The 18,966-nt window shown below is 44.3% G+C and carries 13 protein-coding genes; 7 read left to right on the top strand and 6 right to left on the bottom strand.

All coding sequences use genetic code 11. The annotated features are described in order from the left end of the window. The first annotated feature begins 30 nt into the window (after positions 1 to 30). Together AB6D07_RS11185 and AB6D07_RS11180 are read left to right on the top strand one after the other, a co-directional pair. Complete coding sequence (locus AB6D07_RS11185; RefSeq protein ID WP_029222878.1) at positions 31 to 1,248, top strand: GGDEF domain-containing protein; 1,218 nt, start codon at positions 31 to 33, stop codon at positions 1,246 to 1,248. A 224-nt stretch (positions 1,249 to 1,472) separates the two neighbouring features. Continuing rightward, positions 1,473 to 2,399: a M14 family metallocarboxypeptidase gene (locus AB6D07_RS11180; RefSeq protein ID WP_017102747.1), complete on the top strand. Its 927-nt coding sequence runs from the start codon at positions 1,473 to 1,475 to the stop codon at positions 2,397 to 2,399. A 200-nt stretch (positions 2,400 to 2,599) separates the two neighbouring features. Here the strand turns inward: AB6D07_RS11180 and AB6D07_RS11175 are convergent, their stop codons facing one another. Further along, complete coding sequence (locus AB6D07_RS11175) at positions 2,600 to 4,207, bottom strand: BCCT family transporter (RefSeq protein ID WP_009845765.1); 1,608 nt, start codon at positions 4,205 to 4,207, stop codon at positions 2,600 to 2,602. Positions 4,208 to 4,702: 495 nt separating this feature from the next. Beyond that, complete coding sequence (locus AB6D07_RS11170; protein WP_009845766.1) at positions 4,703 to 5,275, bottom strand: malate synthase; 573 nt, start codon at positions 5,273 to 5,275, stop codon at positions 4,703 to 4,705. Between the two features lie 468 nt (positions 5,276 to 5,743). On the opposite strand from AB6D07_RS11170, the gene AB6D07_RS11165 reads away from it, so the two are divergent. Then, positions 5,744 to 7,171, top strand: coding sequence for an NAD-dependent succinate-semialdehyde dehydrogenase (locus tag AB6D07_RS11165; protein WP_017102745.1), 1,428 nt, complete (start codon positions 5,744 to 5,746; stop codon positions 7,169 to 7,171). Positions 7,172 to 7,299: 128 nt separating this feature from the next. Here the strand turns inward: AB6D07_RS11165 and AB6D07_RS11160 are convergent, their stop codons facing one another. Together AB6D07_RS11160 and AB6D07_RS11155 are read right to left on the bottom strand one after the other, a co-directional pair. Beyond that, positions 7,300 to 9,486 (bottom strand): malate synthase G, encoded by a 2,187-nt coding sequence (locus AB6D07_RS11160; RefSeq protein WP_017102744.1) that lies wholly within the window; start codon positions 9,484 to 9,486, stop codon positions 7,300 to 7,302. Positions 9,487 to 9,660: 174 nt separating this feature from the next. Continuing rightward, on the bottom strand, positions 9,661 to 10,614 hold the full coding sequence (locus tag AB6D07_RS11155; RefSeq protein WP_009845781.1) for a LysR family transcriptional regulator: 954 nt from the start codon (positions 10,612 to 10,614) through the stop codon (positions 9,661 to 9,663). A gap of 141 nt (positions 10,615 to 10,755) precedes the next feature. On the opposite strand from AB6D07_RS11155, the gene AB6D07_RS11150 reads away from it, so the two are divergent. Beyond that, positions 10,756 to 12,354, top strand: coding sequence for an isocitrate lyase (locus AB6D07_RS11150; RefSeq protein ID WP_017102743.1), 1,599 nt, complete (start codon positions 10,756 to 10,758; stop codon positions 12,352 to 12,354). A 221-nt stretch (positions 12,355 to 12,575) separates the two neighbouring features. Next, entirely contained in the window at positions 12,576 to 13,169 is a 594-nt protein-coding gene (locus AB6D07_RS11145; RefSeq protein WP_032500623.1) for a hypothetical protein, read from the top strand. A gap of 132 nt (positions 13,170 to 13,301) precedes the next feature. Here the strand turns inward: AB6D07_RS11145 and AB6D07_RS11140 are convergent, their stop codons facing one another. Beyond that, complete coding sequence (locus AB6D07_RS11140; RefSeq protein ID WP_017102741.1) at positions 13,302 to 13,703, bottom strand: cystatin domain-containing protein; 402 nt, start codon at positions 13,701 to 13,703, stop codon at positions 13,302 to 13,304. A gap of 428 nt (positions 13,704 to 14,131) precedes the next feature. On the opposite strand from AB6D07_RS11140, the gene AB6D07_RS11135 reads away from it, so the two are divergent. Next, on the top strand, positions 14,132 to 15,319 hold the full coding sequence (locus AB6D07_RS11135; protein ID WP_017102740.1) for an acyl-homoserine-lactone synthase: 1,188 nt from the start codon (positions 14,132 to 14,134) through the stop codon (positions 15,317 to 15,319). After that, entirely contained in the window at positions 15,316 to 17,973 is a 2,658-nt protein-coding gene (locus AB6D07_RS11130; RefSeq protein WP_032500622.1) for a response regulator, read from the top strand. Before AB6D07_RS11135 ends, AB6D07_RS11130 begins: the two co-directional genes overlap by 4 nt. A 43-nt stretch (positions 17,974 to 18,016) precedes the next feature. Here the strand turns inward: AB6D07_RS11130 and AB6D07_RS11125 are convergent, their stop codons facing one another. Then, positions 18,017 to 18,943, bottom strand: coding sequence for a LysR family transcriptional regulator (locus AB6D07_RS11125; protein ID WP_009845787.1), 927 nt, complete (start codon positions 18,941 to 18,943; stop codon positions 18,017 to 18,019). Positions 18,944 to 18,966 lie beyond the last annotated feature (23 nt).

The raw sequence follows: 18,966 nt of genomic DNA, 5'->3' as shown, positions 1-18,966 counted from the left end.
AAAAGTACGGTTAAAAATCAGCGGTAAAATATGACTCTAGACTTAGATATTCGAACTTTGTGTTTAATTATGGTGTTTTTGTCTGGTACGTACTGTATCGGTCTAGTAATCAAACAACAAAGCCAAGCTCGTATTCTAGGAATGCGCAGTTTTTTCTGTGCCATATTTTTATTAATGGTAGGGTTTTCATTACTGAGCTTTGGCTCCCACATTTCACCTTGGCTCTCAAAAATAACATCAAATATGGCAATAGCCGGCGGATTCGCTTCAATGGTGTTTAGCCTGACTCAATTAAGACAATCGCCCTCGCTCTATAGCGTTTGCGTTTTCTTGGGATTACCAGTCGTCATCGTTACCTTGATTTACTTCACCCTCTACGATGCATCAACCAATGCGAGAGTGATAACGATGAGTTTTTATATCACGTTATGTACTGTGGCCAGTGTATTGGTCATAAAAACAGGCACTGTCGCTGATGTCAAAGCAGCGCTTGTACTATTGATGAGTGTATTCAGTGCTCACTCTATTTTCATGCTAGTTAGGATCTGGATAACCCTTAAGGAACCTAATATTGACGACTTTTTACAAGCAAGTAGCATCCATCAACTTGCGTTCATCATGACTGCTATTTTGCTTAGCACGATCGGCTTCACTTACAACTGGCTTCTAAACGCCAGATTGATGCAATCACTTTATAGCTCATCAATGAAAGACAGCTTAACCCAGTTGTATAATCGCCGCGCTATGAATGAAATGTTAAGACGAGAATGGATGCGCAGCGTAAGGCATCATCACCCCTTATCGGTGATCATTCTCGATATCGACCACTTTAAACAGGTCAACGATCAACATGGTCACCAGACTGGCGATCAAGTATTGAAAAAAATAGGCATCATTCTCCAACACAACCTTAGAGCCGCAGATATACCGTTCCGCTATGGCGGCGAAGAGTTCTTGATTGTATTGCCTGATACCCGTATCGGTGAAGCATGTAAGGTAGCTGAGAAGTTACGAATAATTATCGAAGAGACCAAGTTTTGGCGACAGCAAAGTGCCAATCTGACAGCAAGTTTTGGGCTGTCTGAACTTTGGGCTGAAGACAAGGTTCCTAGTATGATTAAACGCGCGGATGAAGCCTTATATTACGCAAAAGAAAATGGTCGAAATACGGTCTGTGCTTTAACTGATGAGCAAGGAAAATTGACAAAGCAGGACTTACCTTCCCTTACTTCACCAGTGCAACACTAGTTTTATAGAAAGCACCGATTTCGGTATCGGACGTTAGCATTTGATATAACCTAGAAAAAGGAAAAACTCATTACAAAAAAAGCAGCACAGAAAACAAGGCTCTCCATAAACAATATTAACAATACGAATCACTTGTAACATAAGTCCACTCAATAAGAGTTGCACGATACTCTTCTGCTGATTATTCTCACTCAATCGCAACTTACCCCACAGAGATAAAAACAATGGAAAGTACTTACACTTACCCTGTCGGTAAACCGGGACAAAAGTGGCAACAAGCAGAACGTGAAGCATGGTTAGCTCAAAGAACGGTTAAGCGTGAATACCAACAAGAAGTTGTGCCAAAGATTAAAGCACTTGCAGACCGTTTTGACATCGAACAATACGGTGCGCTGAGCTACGACGAAGCTCGCTTCCCACTTTTTGTAATTAAGAGCAAAAACTGGGACGAGTCAAAACCGACCATTCTCGTTACAGGTGGCGTTCACGGTTACGAAACCAGTGGTGTGCATGGCGCTATCAAATTTGCAGCGACCCAAGCAGAGAAATACGCAGCGCACTTCAACATTGTAGTAGCACCTTGTGTAAGCCCTTGGGGTTACGAAGTGATCAACCGCTGGAACCCAAATGCTGTTGATCCAAACCGCTCTTTCTATGACGGTACGCCAGCAGAAGAATCAGCAAACCTGCGTGCTTTAGTGGCCTCTTTGCCAGAAGTATTGGTTCACGTTGACCTGCATGAGACGACAGATTCTGATGAAACTGAATTCCGCCCAGCACTTGCTGCTCGTGATGGCATTGAGTACATCGAAGGTATGATCCCAGATGGTTTCTACACGGTTGGCGATACAGAAAATCCGCAACCAGAATTCCAAGCGGCAGTAATTGCTTCAGTAGAAAAAGTAACGCACATTGCGCCTGCGGATGACGAAGGCAAGATCATTGGTTCAGACGTCACTCAACACGGTGTGATCAACTACCCAATAAAGAAGCTTGGCCTATGTGGCGGCGTGACCGACTGTAAGTACGGAACAACCACAGAGGTTTACCCAGACAGCGACAAAGTGACTGACGAAGAGTGTAATGACGCTCAAGTTGCTGCTGTAGTCGGTGCTTTGGATTACGTAATTCAACATGAATTGAACGCGTAAGCTATTAGCTAAAGCTGCTCCCTAAAACTAAAAAGAGCCACAAGTGACAATCCGCTTGTGGCTCTTTTTTTGTCTTTTCTCTTACCTTTGATTTCTTCTTGGGCATAAAAAAGCTCCCTTGCACACAGCACAAGAGAGCTTTGAAATAACGCTGAATAAGGAGTAATTAGCGAACTATATACTCCCCATACTCGATTACTTTATTTAGCGGTTTCACTAACGTTTTCTTGTCCTTTATCTACTTCAGTCAGTAGACCTTTCAACAAGCTAAAACAGCCAATCAGAAGAATGATCGTAAACGGCAGTGCAGCAATGATCGTGATCGATTGCAGAGCTTGGATAGATTGAGTACCACCAATCCACAGCATTACCATTGCGATAGCACCTGAGATAACCGCCCAAACCACTTTCTGTTTAACAGGAACTTCAAGCTTACCACCCGCTGTCATGCCATCGATAACGATAGAGCCTGAGTCTAGCGTTGTAACGAAGAACACAATGATCAGTGCGACTGCGAGAACTGACAGAATGCTACCGAACGAGTAAGCATCTAGCATGTAGAACAAGCTTAGAGATACGTCTGTAATGCCTTGGTCGAGGCCAAGTTGTCCCACATGGTTAATTACTTGCTCGATAGCCACGCCACCGAAGATCGACATCCAAGCCGACGTTACCAATGTTGGGATAATCAGTACGCAAAGTAGGAACTCACGAACCGTACGGCCCTTAGAAATGCGCGCTACGAACATACCGAAGAATGGTGCATACGCAACCCACCATGCCCAGTAGAACACAGTCCAACCATGCAGCCATGTTGTGTCTTCACGACCCGCACTTTGGCTCAAAGCTACGATGTTTTTCACATAGCCCGTTGCCGCAGTCGCCACAGAATCAAGCACTGTCGTAAAGTTCAATACAGCGATAAGACCAAGGAATACGAACGCAATAACCATGTTCAGGTTACTTAGGAACTTAACACCACCGTCCATGCCACGCATAACAGAGATGATCGCCAAGCCCATAATCAAAACGATAATAGATTGCTGAAGGTAGATGTTGTTTTCCAAGCCAAACACGTGGCTAATACCACTTGCTGCTTGCGTACCACCTAGGCCTAATGAAGTCGCAAGGCCAAACAGAGTAACCAGTACCGTTAGTACGTCGATCACATCACCTGTTTTACCCCAAACTCGTTCACCCAGTATTGGGTAAAACACAGAACGCATTGATAGCGGTAAGCCTTTGTTGTAAACAAAGTACGCTAGACAAAGCGCCGTCATGCCATAGATAGCCCATGCATGAAAACCCCAGTGGAATACGGTTGCACCTAGTGCTAGTTCACGGCCTGCTTCTGTAAAAGGTTCCGCATCTAATGGTGTGCCGAACCAGTTAGTGAAGAACGCGGTTGGCTCAGCAACACCCCAGAAAATAAGCCCGATACCCATACCGGCTGCGAATAACATCGCAATCCAAGATGACATCGAATAGTCCGCCGTCGCGTCTTCGCCACCTAGGCGAATCTTACCCAACGGTGAAAATGCTAGAACAACAGCAAACGCTAGCATGATGTTAGCTCCCCACATAAACAGGAAGTCAAACTTTGATAAAACAGCACCCTTAATAGAATCAATAGCAGCTTTAGCGTCTGCTGGCGGAAGAGCAAGAAGAGTGATGATGAAGAGAAGAGATAAGCCTACTGAAGCTATGAAGACGGTGTTGTGGACATCCATGCCCCATTTACTGACGTTATCTTGACCAACTTGATAGTCAGTAGAATCGATACTGTATTTTTTTGATTTAAAACTCATAAATTATGATGTTCACATATCCGAATCAACGAATATAAGGACGCTCTCCATATCCAATTACTACTTGATTGGCTCGCCGCACCACCTAAATAAAGGCGATAAAAATCACAATGGTTGGTGATAAATGGACTTACTGGCTCAATCCCAAGGCGCGTATTATAGCACAGGTCGAAGCATTTTGACTGAGTTTTAGCTCAATAGTCACCCAAACCACCGTTGATAGTGATAGTTAACCCAATAAAAACAGAATAAAATAAACACACAAAAACCTTAAAATACAGTGCTTTAAATTAAAATGACGCACCGTAAAATCTCATACAAACTTTCTACAGATAATATTAACAACAGCCTGATTTATTTATAGCTCTAATAAAAAAGCCCCGCTATAGGGGCGGGGAAATTACCAAAGGTAAAAGAGAAATCAGTATTCAAATGTCAGTGCTACGTCTTACTACGCTTCTTGCCATAGAGACTTCACATTTCAAAGGCAGTACATTAAATCGCGAAGCAAAAGCCTAGGTTGTAGTCTTCGCCATTCTTTTCAGTGAACTCTTTATCTTCACTCGATGCGCTTGGTCGGCCGCTTTCATCACCCTTCACTAAGCTAACCCAATGGCGAATACCAGAAGAGAGGTTCGCTTCAGTTTGGCCAAACGTGGTGCATGTCTCTAATTGAATGTCTTCGATGTTCACCAACTCTAAGTTGCCAGTGCCTTTACGAGCACCTATTGTCACTTCAACATGAGTTCCACTCTCGTCTCGAAATAGAATTGATGATGGTTTAGATTTATCACCCGCATAAGCGACAAAGTGCTTCGCTCTTTTCAGGCCAGTGTGCTCGCCGTTTTTGAAGTAAACCTGAACATGTCGATAATCAATCTCGTAGCTCACTGCATCTTCGTGTGAACCCGCCTCTAGAGGGAATAGAGTATCAAGCAACTGTTTCGCCATTTTTTGTTTTTCGAGTTGCTTGTCTGCTTTCACCATTTCTACGGCAAAGACAGCTTCAGCAATAAATGTTGAATGGTTTCTGTGAAGTTCTGTTTTGTCTAGTGTCAGCATATTCATAATCTTTCCCTCTTACGGCTTTGAATTTCATGTAGGTCAAAAATCCTGATTGACCCTTTTCAAATGTGTTCTTTACTGTGTGGCTTCCATGTATTTCATACTACTTGTATTTTTTAAACAATTTCACAACAAAAATTTCACAGTGTGAATTTTACTAAATTGATTTTTTACACAAACCGGAATTTCCGCCCCCAGCCCTTTATCTAATTGGGCTGAGAGCTCATTAGACACACTTTTACGTGTTGTTTGATTTTGTGTAATAACCGATTCAATCACAGTCAACACGCAGCGCTATGGTAATCATTTCAAGAAAAAGGGTAGGTGTTTTCGTCTTGCAAACAAGAAACACTGTATTATTGAGTAGTAACCATAAGCTTCGACCAATCAACGGTTGGTCGAAGTCATTTCAACACACGCCACCCCGCACATAAGCAACACGTCTAAAGTAATCACAACAAAGGAATCACGATGCTAAACATTAAGAACCAGCACTTACTCTCTTTTATGGTGACAGAAGCGAACAACGCAGTTGCAGTCACAAACCCAGCAACGGGTGAGCTTATTGGCCACGCACCAATCTCATCTGAGGCAGAGTTAGAGAGTGCTATCGAACGCGCTCATGTTGCGCAGAAAGAGTGGGCAAAAACTCCCGCTAAATCCCGTGCTGCATTGCTAAGTGGTTGGCATCAACTGATCCTTGAAAACAAAGAAGATCTTGCTCGCCTAATGACCATTGAACAAGGTAAGCCGTTAGCAGAAGCAACGGGCGAAGTGGTGTATGGCGCGAGCTTTATTGAATGGTTTGCCGAAGAAGCCAAGCGCACCTATGGTGATTCTATTCCTAGCACCGTCGCTGGCAAACGCTTGGTAACCATCAAACAACCTATCGGAGTCGCATGTGCCATTACGCCATGGAACTTTCCGATTGCGATGATCACTCGTAAGGCCGCTCCTGCCCTTGCTGCTGGCTGTAGTTTTATTGTGAAGCCCTCAGATGAAACGCCGCTTTCTGCGTTTGCTGTGGTTGAATTGGCTTACCAAGCGGGCATTCCTAAAGATCTACTCCAAGTCGTACTTGGCGATAGCCCTGAACAGATTGGCGAGCTTTTCACATCACACCCACTGATCAAAAAGATCTCTTTTACTGGTTCGACTCGAGTCGGCAGTATCTTGATGGCTCAAGCGGCAAAAGGCATTAAGCGTACCTCAATGGAACTGGGTGGCAATGCACCGTTTATCGTGTTTGACGATGCGGATATCGACGCTGCAGTTCAAGGCGCAATGGCTTCAAAATTCCGTAATGCAGGCCAAACCTGTGTTTGTGCGAACCGTTTCTACGTTCATAGCAAGGTACATGACGAGTTTGTAGCAAAATTCGACCAAGCCGTTCAGCTGCTTAAGATTGGTAACGGTTTAGATGAGGGTGTCACCATTGGTCCTGTTGTCAGTCAGAATGCGAAGAACAACATTCAAGCATTAATAGAGAGAGCGGTAGAACAAGGCGCGACACCTGTGACGCCAACTCAAGAGCTTGATGGGCTTTTCCTTCAGCCTGTCATTCTTAAAAATGTGAAGCACAGCATGGACATTGTTCAGCAAGAGATCTTCGGCCCAGTCGCTCCTGTGATGCAATTCGAGACAGACGAAGAGCTTATTGAGGTGGCCAACGACACCATTTATGGATTAGCGTCGTACTTCTACAGTCAGAACATTCATCGAGTATGGAACATTGCAGAGGCACTTGAGTACGGTATGGTCGGTATTAATGATGGCCTCATCTCAACCGAGGTCGCGCCCTTCGGCGGTGTTAAGCAGTCAGGTATTGGTCGTGAAGGCGCAAAAGAAGGCATCGATGAATACATGGATATCAAGTATCTTTGCTTTGGTAGTAACTAAGTCTTAGTGAGCACTAACCTGCCCCATTCTCTCCCCTTCCCACACACAAAAAAAACCAAAAAAAGCCGCGCTAAATTAGCGCGGCACCTTGGGCTCGGTTCAAATAGGGGTACTACTTTTTTTATTATTTATTGTGCGGTTCCTTTCAGCTTCAGTCGCATCGCATGCAACACTGGCTCGGTATAACCACTAGGTTGAGCGCAGCCTTCGAATACCAGCTGACAAGCCGCTGAGAAAGCAATGCTATTTTCAAAATCTGGCGCCATATAGCGGTAGCTAGAATCACCTGCATTCTGCCCATCAACCACTGCTGCCATACGCTTCATGGTTTTCAATACTTGGGCTTCCTCGCAAATACCGTGACGTAACCAGTTAGCGATGTGTTGGCTTGAAATACGCAATGTCGCTCGGTCTTCCATTAGCCCTACATCGTTAATATCTGGCACTTTCGAACAACCGACTCCTTGGTCAATCCAACGAACTACGTAGCCAAGAATACCTTGAGTATTGTTGTCCAATTCATTTTGGATATCTTTAGCAGTCAGCTTTTGATTACCTAGTAGCGGGATAGTCAGGATATCGTCGACGTTCGCTCTCACACGTTCACGAAGCTCTTTCTGACGGCTAGGAACACTCACCTTGTGATAGTGCAAAGCATGCAAAGTCGCGGCAGTTGGAGAAGGAACCCAAGCGGTATTTGCACCCGCTTGTGGGTGTCCGATTTTCGCATCCATCATCTTCGCCATGTTGTCCGGCTCTGGCCACATACCTTTACCGATTTGGGCCTTACCTTGCAGGCCACAAGCTAAGCCAAGATCAACGTTTTGATCTTCGTATGCGCCAATCCAAGTCATGGTTTTCAGCTGTGTTTTAGGAGCGAATGGTCCTGCTTCCATACTGGTGTGAATCTCATCACCCGTTCGGTCTAAGAACCCTGTGTTGATGAACACAACACGATCTTTAGCCGCTCGAATACACTCTTTAAGATTGACTGAAGTACGACGCTCTTCGTCCATGATGCCGACTTTGATCGTGAATCGATCTAGCCCTAATGCATCTTCAATACGGCCAAACAGTTCATTGGTGAAGGCGACTTCTTCAGGACCATGCATCTTAGGTTTAACTATATTGATGCTGTTCGCGGTCGAGTTTTGGTACGCGCTGTTGCCTTTTAAATCATGCATCGCGATTAGCGAAGTGATCATGCCATCCATAATGCCTTCAGGGACTTCGTTACCGTCAGCATCAATAATGGCAGGGTTGGTCATCAGATGGCCCACGTTGCGGATGAACAACATGCTGCGACCTTTCAGCGAGATCTCGCCTCCCGTCACACTGGTGTATTGACGATCGGGATTTAGGTTACGAACGATGGTTTTGCCGTTTTTCTCTAGCGACTCTTGTAAGTCACCTTTCATCAAGCCTAACCAGTTACGGTAAGCCAATGCTTTGTCTTCACCATCAACCGCTGCTACCGAATCTTCACAATCCATAATGGTGGTGAGAGCCGATTCTACCAACACATCTTTAATGCCAGCTACATCGACGCTACCAATCGGTGCGCTTGGGTCAATTTGAATTTCGATATGTAAATTATTGTGTTTCAGCAGAATACTTGAAGGGGCACTCGCATCACCTTGATAACCAATGAACTGGTTGCGATCAATCAGAGTGACTTCTTCGCCGTTATCTAAGGTCGCTGTCAGTGTATTGCCAATGCTGACGTTGCTGATGCTGTATTTGGTGACGTCTTTATGAGAGACACCGTTGAGAGGTGCAGCATCATCAAGGAAACCTCGAGCGTAGCTCACCACTTTAGCACCGCGTACCGGGTTAAAGCTTCCTCCCTTTTCCGCGCCGTCACTTTCACTGATGACATCGGTTCCGTAGAGCGCATCGTATAAACTGCCCCAACGCGCATTAGCCGCGTTAAGTGCAAAACGTGCATTCATAATAGGTACAACAAGCTGCGGGCCCGCTTGTGTTGCAATTTCAGGCTCTACGCTTGCAGTCGTTACTTGAAAGTCTTCGCCCTCAGGGACTAAGTAGCCAATCTGCTGTAAGAACTCTTTGTACTCCACAGGATCTAGCGCTTGTCCGGCACGCTCTTGATGCCAAACATCAATTTGATGTTGAAGATCGTCGCGCTTAATAAGCAATGCGCGGTTCTTTGGAGCCAAATCTTCAAGGATGGTTGCAAATGATTGCCAAAAGTCTTCAGCGATAATGCCTGTTCCAGGAATCACCTGCTCATTAATTAATTGGTAGAGGGTGCTATCAATGTTCAAGCTTCCCTGTTGAATACGACTGCTCATAAAATCTCTCTCAAACTAACTGATGACTACTCATTAAATCTACGTAACTGGCTTAAATTCACGTTACTAGCTCAAATTTACTTTACTAACTTAAACTTACGCAACGGACATAAATTTAGCTAATTTATGCCAGTTATACTGGATATTCATATAAAAAATACCCTGCAAACTGTGTTATTCCGTCACACCACTCTCTATTTCATTGGCGACACTTTTAATCAATCGGCGCATCCACTGATGGTCTGGATTAGTTTGTAACAATGGACTCCACGCCATCTTCACCTCAAAGGGTTCAATAGCAAATGGCGCAGGTTTGATTAACAACCGAGGGTTGTTGCGCTGCAATTGTGCTGCTTTGGTTGGAATGGTCAGGATCAGGTTCTTCTGTTGAGCGAAGAGAATCGCCGACAGGTAGTGTCGTGTGAACACCGTGATATTACGCGTTTTGCCAATGCGCATTAATGCTTCATCTATCCAACCAAGCTTTTGCGCTTCGCTTGGGTTAATCCCAACGCCGGTGCCCATACCCGTCTTACTTACCCAGATATGTTGCGCCTTTAGATAAGACAAAATATCGAAGTTGTCCGCTATCGGGTTATCACAACTAAATAGGCAAGAGAACCCGTCGTGCCAAAGGCTCATCTGATGGAACGACTGTGGAATATCGTCAAAACGGTTGATGATAATATCAACAGTGCCTTGCTCCACATCCTGATAACTCACGTCACTTGGCGTCATAATATCCAAGCGTATTTTCGGTGCTATCTCGCTCAACTTTTTTAATAGCGGCTGAATAATGGTCGACTCAGCATAGTCACTCGCCATGATACGAAACACACGTTCACTGTCTTCTGCATTAAATTCCGTGGTCGGCTGCAATGTCTTTTCTACATTCGCCAAGATGTTTCTAATCAATGGCTGCAGTTTATGTGCTCGCTCGGTCGGTATCATCCCTTCACTGGTTCTCACCAACAGCGGGTCTTCAAATAGATCACGTAATCGACGCAGGCCATTACTCATGGCTGGCTGAGTGATTCCTAACTGATTTGCTGCTCGTGTTACGTTTCTTTCACGTAGCAACATGTCTAAATACACAAGTAAATTAAGGTCTATACGAGCAATATTCATAAGAAAAATACCGAATATAATAACTATAAATTAACAAAATTATCACATACATGGTTATTCTTTGTCCATGGTTAGATTTAATCCAAATCAAATGACCTCGCCAAATTGGCCAACATGTCCACGTGAAACTAAGGAATAGTTATGTCGCAAATTACACAAGATATCGAAAAGATTGAAGTTGCAAAAAGCGCTGCTGGTGCTCCATGGGATGCAATCAACCCTGAATCTGCAGCTCGTATGCGAGCTCAAAACAAATTCAAAACAGGTCTGGATATTGCGCAATACACGGCAGATATTATGCGTGCAGACATGGCGGCTTACGACGAAGACAGCTCTCAATACACTCAGTCTCTGGGTTGCTGGCACGGTTTCATCGGCCAACAAAAGCTGATTTCTATTAAGAAGCACTTTGATGGCAAGACAGACCGTCGTTACCTATACCTTTCAGGTTGGATGGTAGCAGCACTTCGCTCTGACTTCGGTCCACTTCCAGACCAATCTATGCATGAGAAAACGTCAGTTGCTGGCCTAGTAGAAGAGCTATACACCTTCCTACGTCAAGCGGATGCTCGTGAACTAGGTGGCTTGTTCCGTCAACTAGACGCAGCACGTGAAGCGGGTGATGTGAATCGACAAGACCAAATCCAAGACAAAATCGACAACCACGTAACACACGTAGTACCAATCATTGCGGATATCGATGCAGGTTTCGGTAACGCAGAAGCGACTTACCTAATGGCTAAGCAGATGATTGAAGCGGGTGCATGTTGTCTACAAATCGAAAACCAAGTAGCCGATGAGAAGCAATGTGGTCACCAAGACGGCAAAGTAACGGTTCCTCATGCTGACTTCCACGCAAAACTTCGAGCACTTCGTTACGCTTTCCTTGAACTAGGCATCGACAACGGCATCATCGTTGCTCGTACCGATTCACAAGGTGCTGGCCTAACAAAAGAAATCGCGGTAGTGAAAGAGCCAGGCGACCAAGGTGACATCTACAACTCTTACCTAGATGTTGAAGAGATTGATGTTGCAGATATGGCTGAAGGTGATGTTTGCTTCAACCGTGACGGCAAGCTAGTTCGTCCTAAGCGTCTGCCTTCAGGCTTATACCAATTCCGCGAAGGTACGGGTGAAGACCGCTGTGTATTCGACTGTATTGAAGCAATCAACGCGGGTGCTGACCTTCTTTGGATTGAGACTGAGAAACCACACATCGGTCAAATCAAAGAGATGATGGACGGCGTACGTGAAGTACACCCTAATGCGAAACTGGTTTACAACAACTCTCCATCATTCAACTGGACATTAAACTTCCGCCAACAAGCATACGATGCAATGGCAGCAGAAGGTAAAGATGTATCAGCTTACGACCGTGCAAGCCTAATGAGTGCGGAATACGATGAAACTGAACTGTCTGCAAGCGCTGACGAGAAGATTCGTACATTCCAAGCGGACGCATCTCGCGAAGCGGGTATCTTCCACCACTTGATTACTCTGCCGACTTACCACACAGCAGCACTGTCTACCGACAACCTTGCAAAAGAATACTTCGGTGACCAAGGCATGTTGGGCTACGTTGCAAATGTTCAACGTAAAGAGATTCGCCAAGGTATTGCATGTGTTAAACACCAAAACATGTCTGGTTCAGACATGGGTGATGACCACAAAGAATACTTTGCTGGTGAAAATGCACTAAAAGCAGCGGGTGAAGCGAATACGTCTAATCAATTTGATTAATCGTTAACAGCGTTTCCCTTCTAGAATCTCCCCCTCCCTTTTCCCTGTTAGGTGCTGGGAGGGAGGAGGTTTTGGGATCAAGCTTGTACTGCCGGCTTCATCTCAAAGCCTCAGATTTGTGTTCCACACCACTGTGACCCTGAAAAATTCTGTTTAAACTGATCACATTCCTGTTTGTTGATTTTCCTATTTATTGATATGCCTATTTATTGAGAGTGCCTATGACTTCAATACCGACACACCTACAAGATGCTAAAACACTGCTGTCAGAAAATGGTTTCGCGACTGGTGATACTTGGTATCACGGCACATCTTCAGCCTTGCTCGCTTCAATCCAAGGCCAAGGGCTGAAACGCTCAGGAGACAAAGCACTCAATGAAGCCGCGTCAAAAACCATGGCAACCATTGGCAACAACTACACCGAATCCGTTGAACCAGTGTTTCTTACCCAGAGCAAAGAACTGGCCTACTACTGGGCTCAGCAAACCATTCGCGAGCGCAGCACTCGTTTTGAGGGTGAAGAGCGCCCTATCGTGTTAGCGGTAAATTTAACGGATAAACAACGTGCCAAAGTAAGGCCTGACGTTGGCGCAATGAGCCTATTAATGATGAGTGTTGGCGAGCAATTCATGGCTCACTTAACTAAGATCTATCAAGAGAACAACATCGCAGGCCCAGACATCGAACTGCGCACTGCGGATCGTATGGACTATCTCAATAAGCTTGGAATGGCCTACATTGATGAAGACATCAGCCGTGCTTGTGTGCAAGAGCTTTATGAACCAGAGCTATCAGAGCCGGAACTGACCAGTTAATCAGGTTCATTACGTCAGTACGATTCAGAATAAAAAAGGGCTCCTAATCTAGGAGCCCTTTTTATGTGTGACGTTATTTACATGCTCGTTAATCAATGGGTTAGTTGAACAATAGACATGTAAGTCAATAGACTAGTTAATCAACGGACACAAGCGACCTTGTTGTGCAGCTTGCGTCATTTCGATATCACCTTGAAGTGAACGATAAACAACAGTATTCCACACCTGACCATTATCCATTTCAAACTCGATCGCATAGTTCAAACCCGCGACAACCTGAGTTCGAACACTCAAGATCTGCTTGAGCTCAGCTGAAGTGTTCATTTGACTAAGAACTGCGTCTAAAGCTTGCTTAGCTTGTGGTGTGATAGCGCTTTGCGACCAACCACCTGTCAGGTTTTTAGTGCTACAGATCGGATTCGCTTTCTCTTGCGGTTGCACGGGAGCATCAGACTCCTGACTGCATCCAGCTAACACAGCAACACTAAACACAGTTGCTAATCCAAGTAATGATGTTAATCGTACTTTTTTCATAAATCCTCTCTACATCGTTCATTCAGTCAGTCATTTACGAGAGATTACCCGTAATGATGTTTCATATGCAGGCAAGCTTAAACCTCGAATGTCATCACTTCATCAGAGATTATGGTGTAACTAATCTATAAATACAGAGCACTGTCAGAAAACCAAAGCCGGACAATAAGCAGACAAGTAAGTATTTGAGAATACACTAATTTAGGGGTTCATGAATTGATTGAAAAATGGCGAAACCATGTTGTTTAGGATTAGTACAAGTAGTAAACTCCCACTTTAAATGCAGCTTGTTTTTGAGAAACTAAACGCACAAAAAGTTAGGACAACTTTATAAAGTAACTACTCTCAAACATCAGCCATAGATACATCTCTCATAAACGGGTACAAGTCACATAAAAATAATTAGATAAACTTAGGCGGTTCACTACATGGAATTAATGTCGTCTTTAGGTTCACTGTTGGCTAGCAGCCTGCCTATCGAAAAAAAACAACACGCTCTGGTTGAACTCGTACTCGACACTTATCAACCGCAACAGCGCACGGCTCTTTTCAAAACAGTGGCAGAACATCGTCGAAGCCAAATAGAATTGCTTTTCCCTGAACATCAAACAAAAAGCGACTCAGTAATGTTTGAAGTGATGGACTACCGCGATCTGGTTCAGCGCTATCCAAATACCTTGTCCGCAGAAGTTGCTCTCTTAGAGGAAGCGGTAGGACAATGCTATATGCATTGGTTGGACTTTTGGTGTGAATGTGAAATTTCCGCAATCAAAGCAAAATTACCATTGAGCACCCATGCCCCTTATCCTATAGATCTGCCCATTAAAGATAGTGCTTACTATGGTGTAATCATTGACCAAATAGAAAATAGCCCACTCTTAGTACAAACGCCAAGTCGCCCTCAAGGAATACCAATCAACGATGCTATTGCTTTAAGCAACCTTGAGGTTTTTATTAAAGGTGAGAAGTGGTATGAGATGCTGCCTTTACTCCACTTATCACAAACAGGTAAGCACTTTATTCTACTCAAACACCCAACAGATGAAGCCTTTCCAACCCTAGTCTCTTCAGCCCTAATTCAGGACTGGTCAAAAAATGAGACTTGGCTAAGCTACGCCCCCATGTTTAGCAACGACAAATGGAAGTACGGTTTATCCAGACGTGGTTATAAGGGACTGACAGAGCTACATATTTTTACTCAACCGGCCCTATCAAAGTGTGACTCTATTCCAGAGTTCGATAATAAGTTCCAATTACAATTAGCCGAAATGCAAGCTGTATGTGAAATTCTACGCCTAACCGTGAGTGGAAATATTCAACAAAAAGTCTACTTCCTTTATCTTGCTCAAAAAGAGATGCTTAACTTGTTACATCAAGCGAGCTATAAAATTGGTTTCACCATTATAGATCAACCTTTGATACTCAATTTTTACAAGGCTATCGAACCACAAGCATACTTGCCGCTAGGGTCTTGTGACTTGAACGAAACGAACTTACTGACTTACCGCGGGTTATGGAATATTGAACTGATGTTGAAGGCATTCAATCATGTCAACTTTCGAGACTATAGACGGTGCCTCCGTGAAAATAAAAATACAGCGTGGCAAATAATATGAAGACGTTTGATCTTGGGCTAGAGGCGATATTCTTTGCTAAAGCCATCACTCTGCTTGCAACGGTCGCTGTTGTTGTAATGTGGCTGTTCTACTATTGTTATCGCCTTAAACAAAAGAACGAAGCGATAGTGGGGACACACCATGTACCTTACATCGCATATTCCATCTGTATTATTACGTGGATCAGCAGTAATGCCTACTTCCACACCGGCTTTTTGCCTGGACTTGGTACCACAGCAGCCATATTCGCAGCAAAGTTGGCCAACCTCAGCTCTTTCCTTGCTTTTGCCTTTGCGTATTACTTCTCGTGTCAGCTCGCAGCCGAAAACCGCAGTGGTAAAATCCATAGGTGGCAACAAACCATTCTCGCGAGCATGACGGGCTACTCTTTCTATATCAATTTGACCCCAGGGTTAACGGTAGAAGATGTCACCATTATTGCTCCAAGCCAATTCGTGATCGAGTTTGGTCCGCATACACCCTATTTTTTCATGGGGGTTATCAGCTTGATTGCCCTTACACTGACTAATCTAGTGACCATGCGTACCAATAGCAGCAAGCTAACATTAGCCAAAGCCAACTACATGATTACAGGCATCTTGGTATTCATGCTATCTACAGCAACGATTCACATTGGCGTTGCCTATTTCCTACGTGATTTCTCGCTCACTTGGCTCCCCCCAGCGTTGTCGCTCAGTGAGATGTTATTTGTAGGCTATGCTCTGCTGACCTCTCGCTTCTACAGTTTCAAATACCTTACATACATAAGCCTTAATGTGCTGCTGGTGTGTGCAATTTTAGTGATACCTTTTTGTACGGTATTTATTCCCCTAACTGACGGTAACCAATGGCTATTAGCGATACCCATCTGCGCGATTATCGGCATTACATGGAGTCCAATCTACAAACGTGTAAGTCCTTACTCCTCATTGCTTGTCTATAGAAACAAAAAGACACCGGTACAACAGATACTCGCATTAGAAGAAGGCTTTAAGTTGTCGATTGACGATGCCATGCGTCGTTTAGGTCGCCAACTGCAAATCCCAGAAGATAAGCTTCGACTAGTTAACAGTAATTACAACGAAACCTTCTACGAAGATTACCTATCTAGCAAAGAGTCCGTTCTAGTGTTCGATGAGCTTTCTGAAGAGCTAGATGATACTGCGCTCGCTAAACGGCCGCTAAAAGCACTTTATGACAAGATGAGTTCAAACAACACCGCGTTGGTAATGCCACTATTCGGACACAAAAAATCAGTCACACACTTGCTAGTATCATCGCACAAAAGCAACAATCGTATGTTCTCTAATGAAGAAATCTCTGCACTGCAAACCTTGTTAACGCGTGTACAAAGCACCATCGAAGCCGATAGACGAATTCGCCAAAGTCGTGCTCTTGCTAACTCGATCGCTCATGAGATGCGTAACCCACTCGCTCAAGTGCAACTGCATTTTGAGGTGTTAAAGCAGCACATTGATAATCAAGCACCAACTCAACAAATCTTGACTGACATTGAGAATGGCCAAGCAGCGATTCAACGCGGGCGGCAACTGATTGATATCATCTTACGAGAAGTCAGTGACAGCTCGCCTGAGCATGGACCAATCACCATGACATCTATCCACAAGGCCGTGGACCAAGCCGTCAGCCACTATGGCTTTGAGAACGAGAAGATCATTGAGCGAATTCGTTTACCACAACACGCTGATTTTGTGGCAAAACTAAATGAAACTCTATTCAACTTCGTCATTTTCAATCTGATACGCAATGCAATCTATTACTTTGATTCTTACCCAGACAGCCAAATTGAGATCAGCACCAAAACAGGATCTTACGAGAACGTTCTCACATTTCGTGATACCGGCCCCGGCATTGACGAAGCCATTGTTCATAAGGTCTTTGATGACTTTTTCTCTTTCCAAAAAAGCGGTGGTAGCGGCTTAGGACTGGGTTATTGCCAACGAGTGATGCGCTCATTTGGTGGCAGAGTAGAATGCCATTCCAAACTTGGTGAATTTACTGAGTTTCACCTGTACTTCCCTATTGTACCCAATGCTCCAAAAGCGGAGACGCTGCGTACGCCTTATTTCAACGGTTGGAAACACAACCAATCGACGGAAGATAAAGCCGAAGCTGATGTAAAACCAGAGAGCCAAACTCCAAGCGGTGATATAGAACCTGAACCGGCAAGTACGCTAACAGAAAGTAAGCAAACAGAACGCACGCAAGCAGAAAATCAACCAGCATCAAGCCATCTTGCACCGACGGTACTTATTGTTGATGACAAAGAAGTGCAACGCACGCTTGTTCAGATGTACCTGAGCCGACTTGGCGTAAATAGCTTGCAAGCTAAAAACGGGGAAAATGCTGTCGAGCTGTTCAGATCACACAAAGTTGATTTGATCTTAATGGATGTACAAATGCCGATAATGAATGGCTTTGACGCAAGCCAGATCATCAAGGCGCGCTCACCTCAAACACCAATTATTGCTTTGTCTGGTGAATCAGGACAACGAGAGCTAGACATGATCAGAAAACTGATGGACGGTCGCCTAGAGAAGCCAACCTCTTTGAACGCACTGCAACACCTACTGGACAACTGGCTAGAGAAAGGCTGGGCGCCAAACGCTTCTAAAGAAACAGAAAATGAATAGCTGACTACGGTTAAGTGAATCAATTAAAAAAAACGATTAGAACTCACTGATGGTTGGCCTCAATCATCGCCGTTTCGATCAAATCCAGTAACCACTTGTATTTGGCAGAATGTTGGTTTTTCTTATGAAGATAGGCAAATACCTCCATTTTCTCTGCATCTTCTTCTAATCCTTCAATCACAATGGAGCGCAATACTCCCTTGTGCTGTTCGATCACCGGAGGCATGCAGGGTGCGATCATGTTGGAATGCTTAATCGTTTCTATTAACCCAACAACTGACGTCGTTCGAAGCGCCATATTAATCGATTTACCTTGGCTTAAAACTTCTTCTTCCAATCGCGAGTGTTTGTTTTGATCGAAGTAAGCAAGGTCAACATGCGCAAATGGAAAGGACAACAAATCATCAATCTGTGCTACATCCTCTTTAAAAGGATGGTCGACTCTTACTGCCAATACAAATTTTAGGGTCACGAGAGGCACAGCAATGATCTCGGCGGGCAGGTTTTCAGCTTCAAAGTGAATAACAAAATCAATCTCGTCACTCTTAAGTCTTTCCAGTGAATCTTGGGAGCTAGTATGACTAATCAACCTCGAAAGTGGACTTTCATCTGAGAGTTGATGAAACAGAGAGGGTGTTAACCAAGGCAAAAGGTGCGGGTTCGCCTCTATCTTAAAATCTTCGCTTAGTTCGGCAGGAGTAAACTGTTTACCCTCTTCTATCGCCGTGACCAACCCGTCCAATAGTGGAAAAACACGTCGATACAGTTCATCAGAATAAGGCGTCGGGAGAAACTGCTTATTGGACAAAACAAATAGTTCTTCACCTAACGATTCCTTAAGCTTTTTGACGCTTTGGCTTACCGCTGGTGTCGAGACAAACAGCTTTTCAGCTGCTTTGCGCAAGCTTTTTTCCTGATACACCACCACAAACACTTTCAATAAGTTCAAATCGACATTATTCAGTTTCATACCCAAACCATAAATCATTACTT

This window comes from Vibrio sp. 10N.239.312.C11, from assembly GCF_041466065.1.
GTDB classification, from domain to species: domain Bacteria; phylum Pseudomonadota; class Gammaproteobacteria; order Enterobacterales; family Vibrionaceae; genus Vibrio; species Vibrio tasmaniensis_A.
The sequence above is the reverse complement of the archived record's forward strand: the minus strand, read 5'-3'. Positions and strand labels throughout refer to the sequence as shown.

Bases quoted from the DNA above. Each gene is read 5' to 3' on its own strand.
- AB6D07_RS11135 (WP_017102740.1), top strand. From the start codon at position 14,132: ATGGAATTAATGTCGTCTTTAGGTTCACTGTTGGCTAGCAGCCTGCCT.
- AB6D07_RS11155 (WP_009845781.1), bottom strand. From the start codon at position 10,614: ATGAATATTGCTCGTATAGACCTTAATTTACTTGTGTATTTAGACATG.
- AB6D07_RS11160 (WP_017102744.1), bottom strand. From the start codon at position 9,486: ATGAGCAGTCGTATTCAACAGGGAAGCTTGAACATTGATAGCACCCTC.
- AB6D07_RS11140 (WP_017102741.1), bottom strand. From the start codon at position 13,703: ATGAAAAAAGTACGATTAACATCATTACTTGGATTAGCAACTGTGTTT.
- AB6D07_RS11165 (WP_017102745.1), top strand. From the start codon at position 5,744: ATGCTAAACATTAAGAACCAGCACTTACTCTCTTTTATGGTGACAGAA.
- AB6D07_RS11175 (WP_009845765.1), bottom strand. From the start codon at position 4,207: ATGAGTTTTAAATCAAAAAAATACAGTATCGATTCTACTGACTATCAA.
- AB6D07_RS11150 (WP_017102743.1), top strand. From the start codon at position 10,756: ATGTCGCAAATTACACAAGATATCGAAAAGATTGAAGTTGCAAAAAGC.
- AB6D07_RS11125 (WP_009845787.1), bottom strand. From the start codon at position 18,943: ATGAAACTGAATAATGTCGATTTGAACTTATTGAAAGTGTTTGTGGTG.
- AB6D07_RS11130 (WP_032500622.1), top strand. From the start codon at position 15,316: ATGAAGACGTTTGATCTTGGGCTAGAGGCGATATTCTTTGCTAAAGCC.
- AB6D07_RS11180 (WP_017102747.1), top strand. From the start codon at position 1,473: ATGGAAAGTACTTACACTTACCCTGTCGGTAAACCGGGACAAAAGTGG.
- AB6D07_RS11170 (WP_009845766.1), bottom strand. From the start codon at position 5,275: ATGAATATGCTGACACTAGACAAAACAGAACTTCACAGAAACCATTCA.
- AB6D07_RS11145 (WP_032500623.1), top strand. From the start codon at position 12,576: ATGACTTCAATACCGACACACCTACAAGATGCTAAAACACTGCTGTCA.
- AB6D07_RS11185 (WP_029222878.1), top strand. From the start codon at position 31: ATGACTCTAGACTTAGATATTCGAACTTTGTGTTTAATTATGGTGTTT.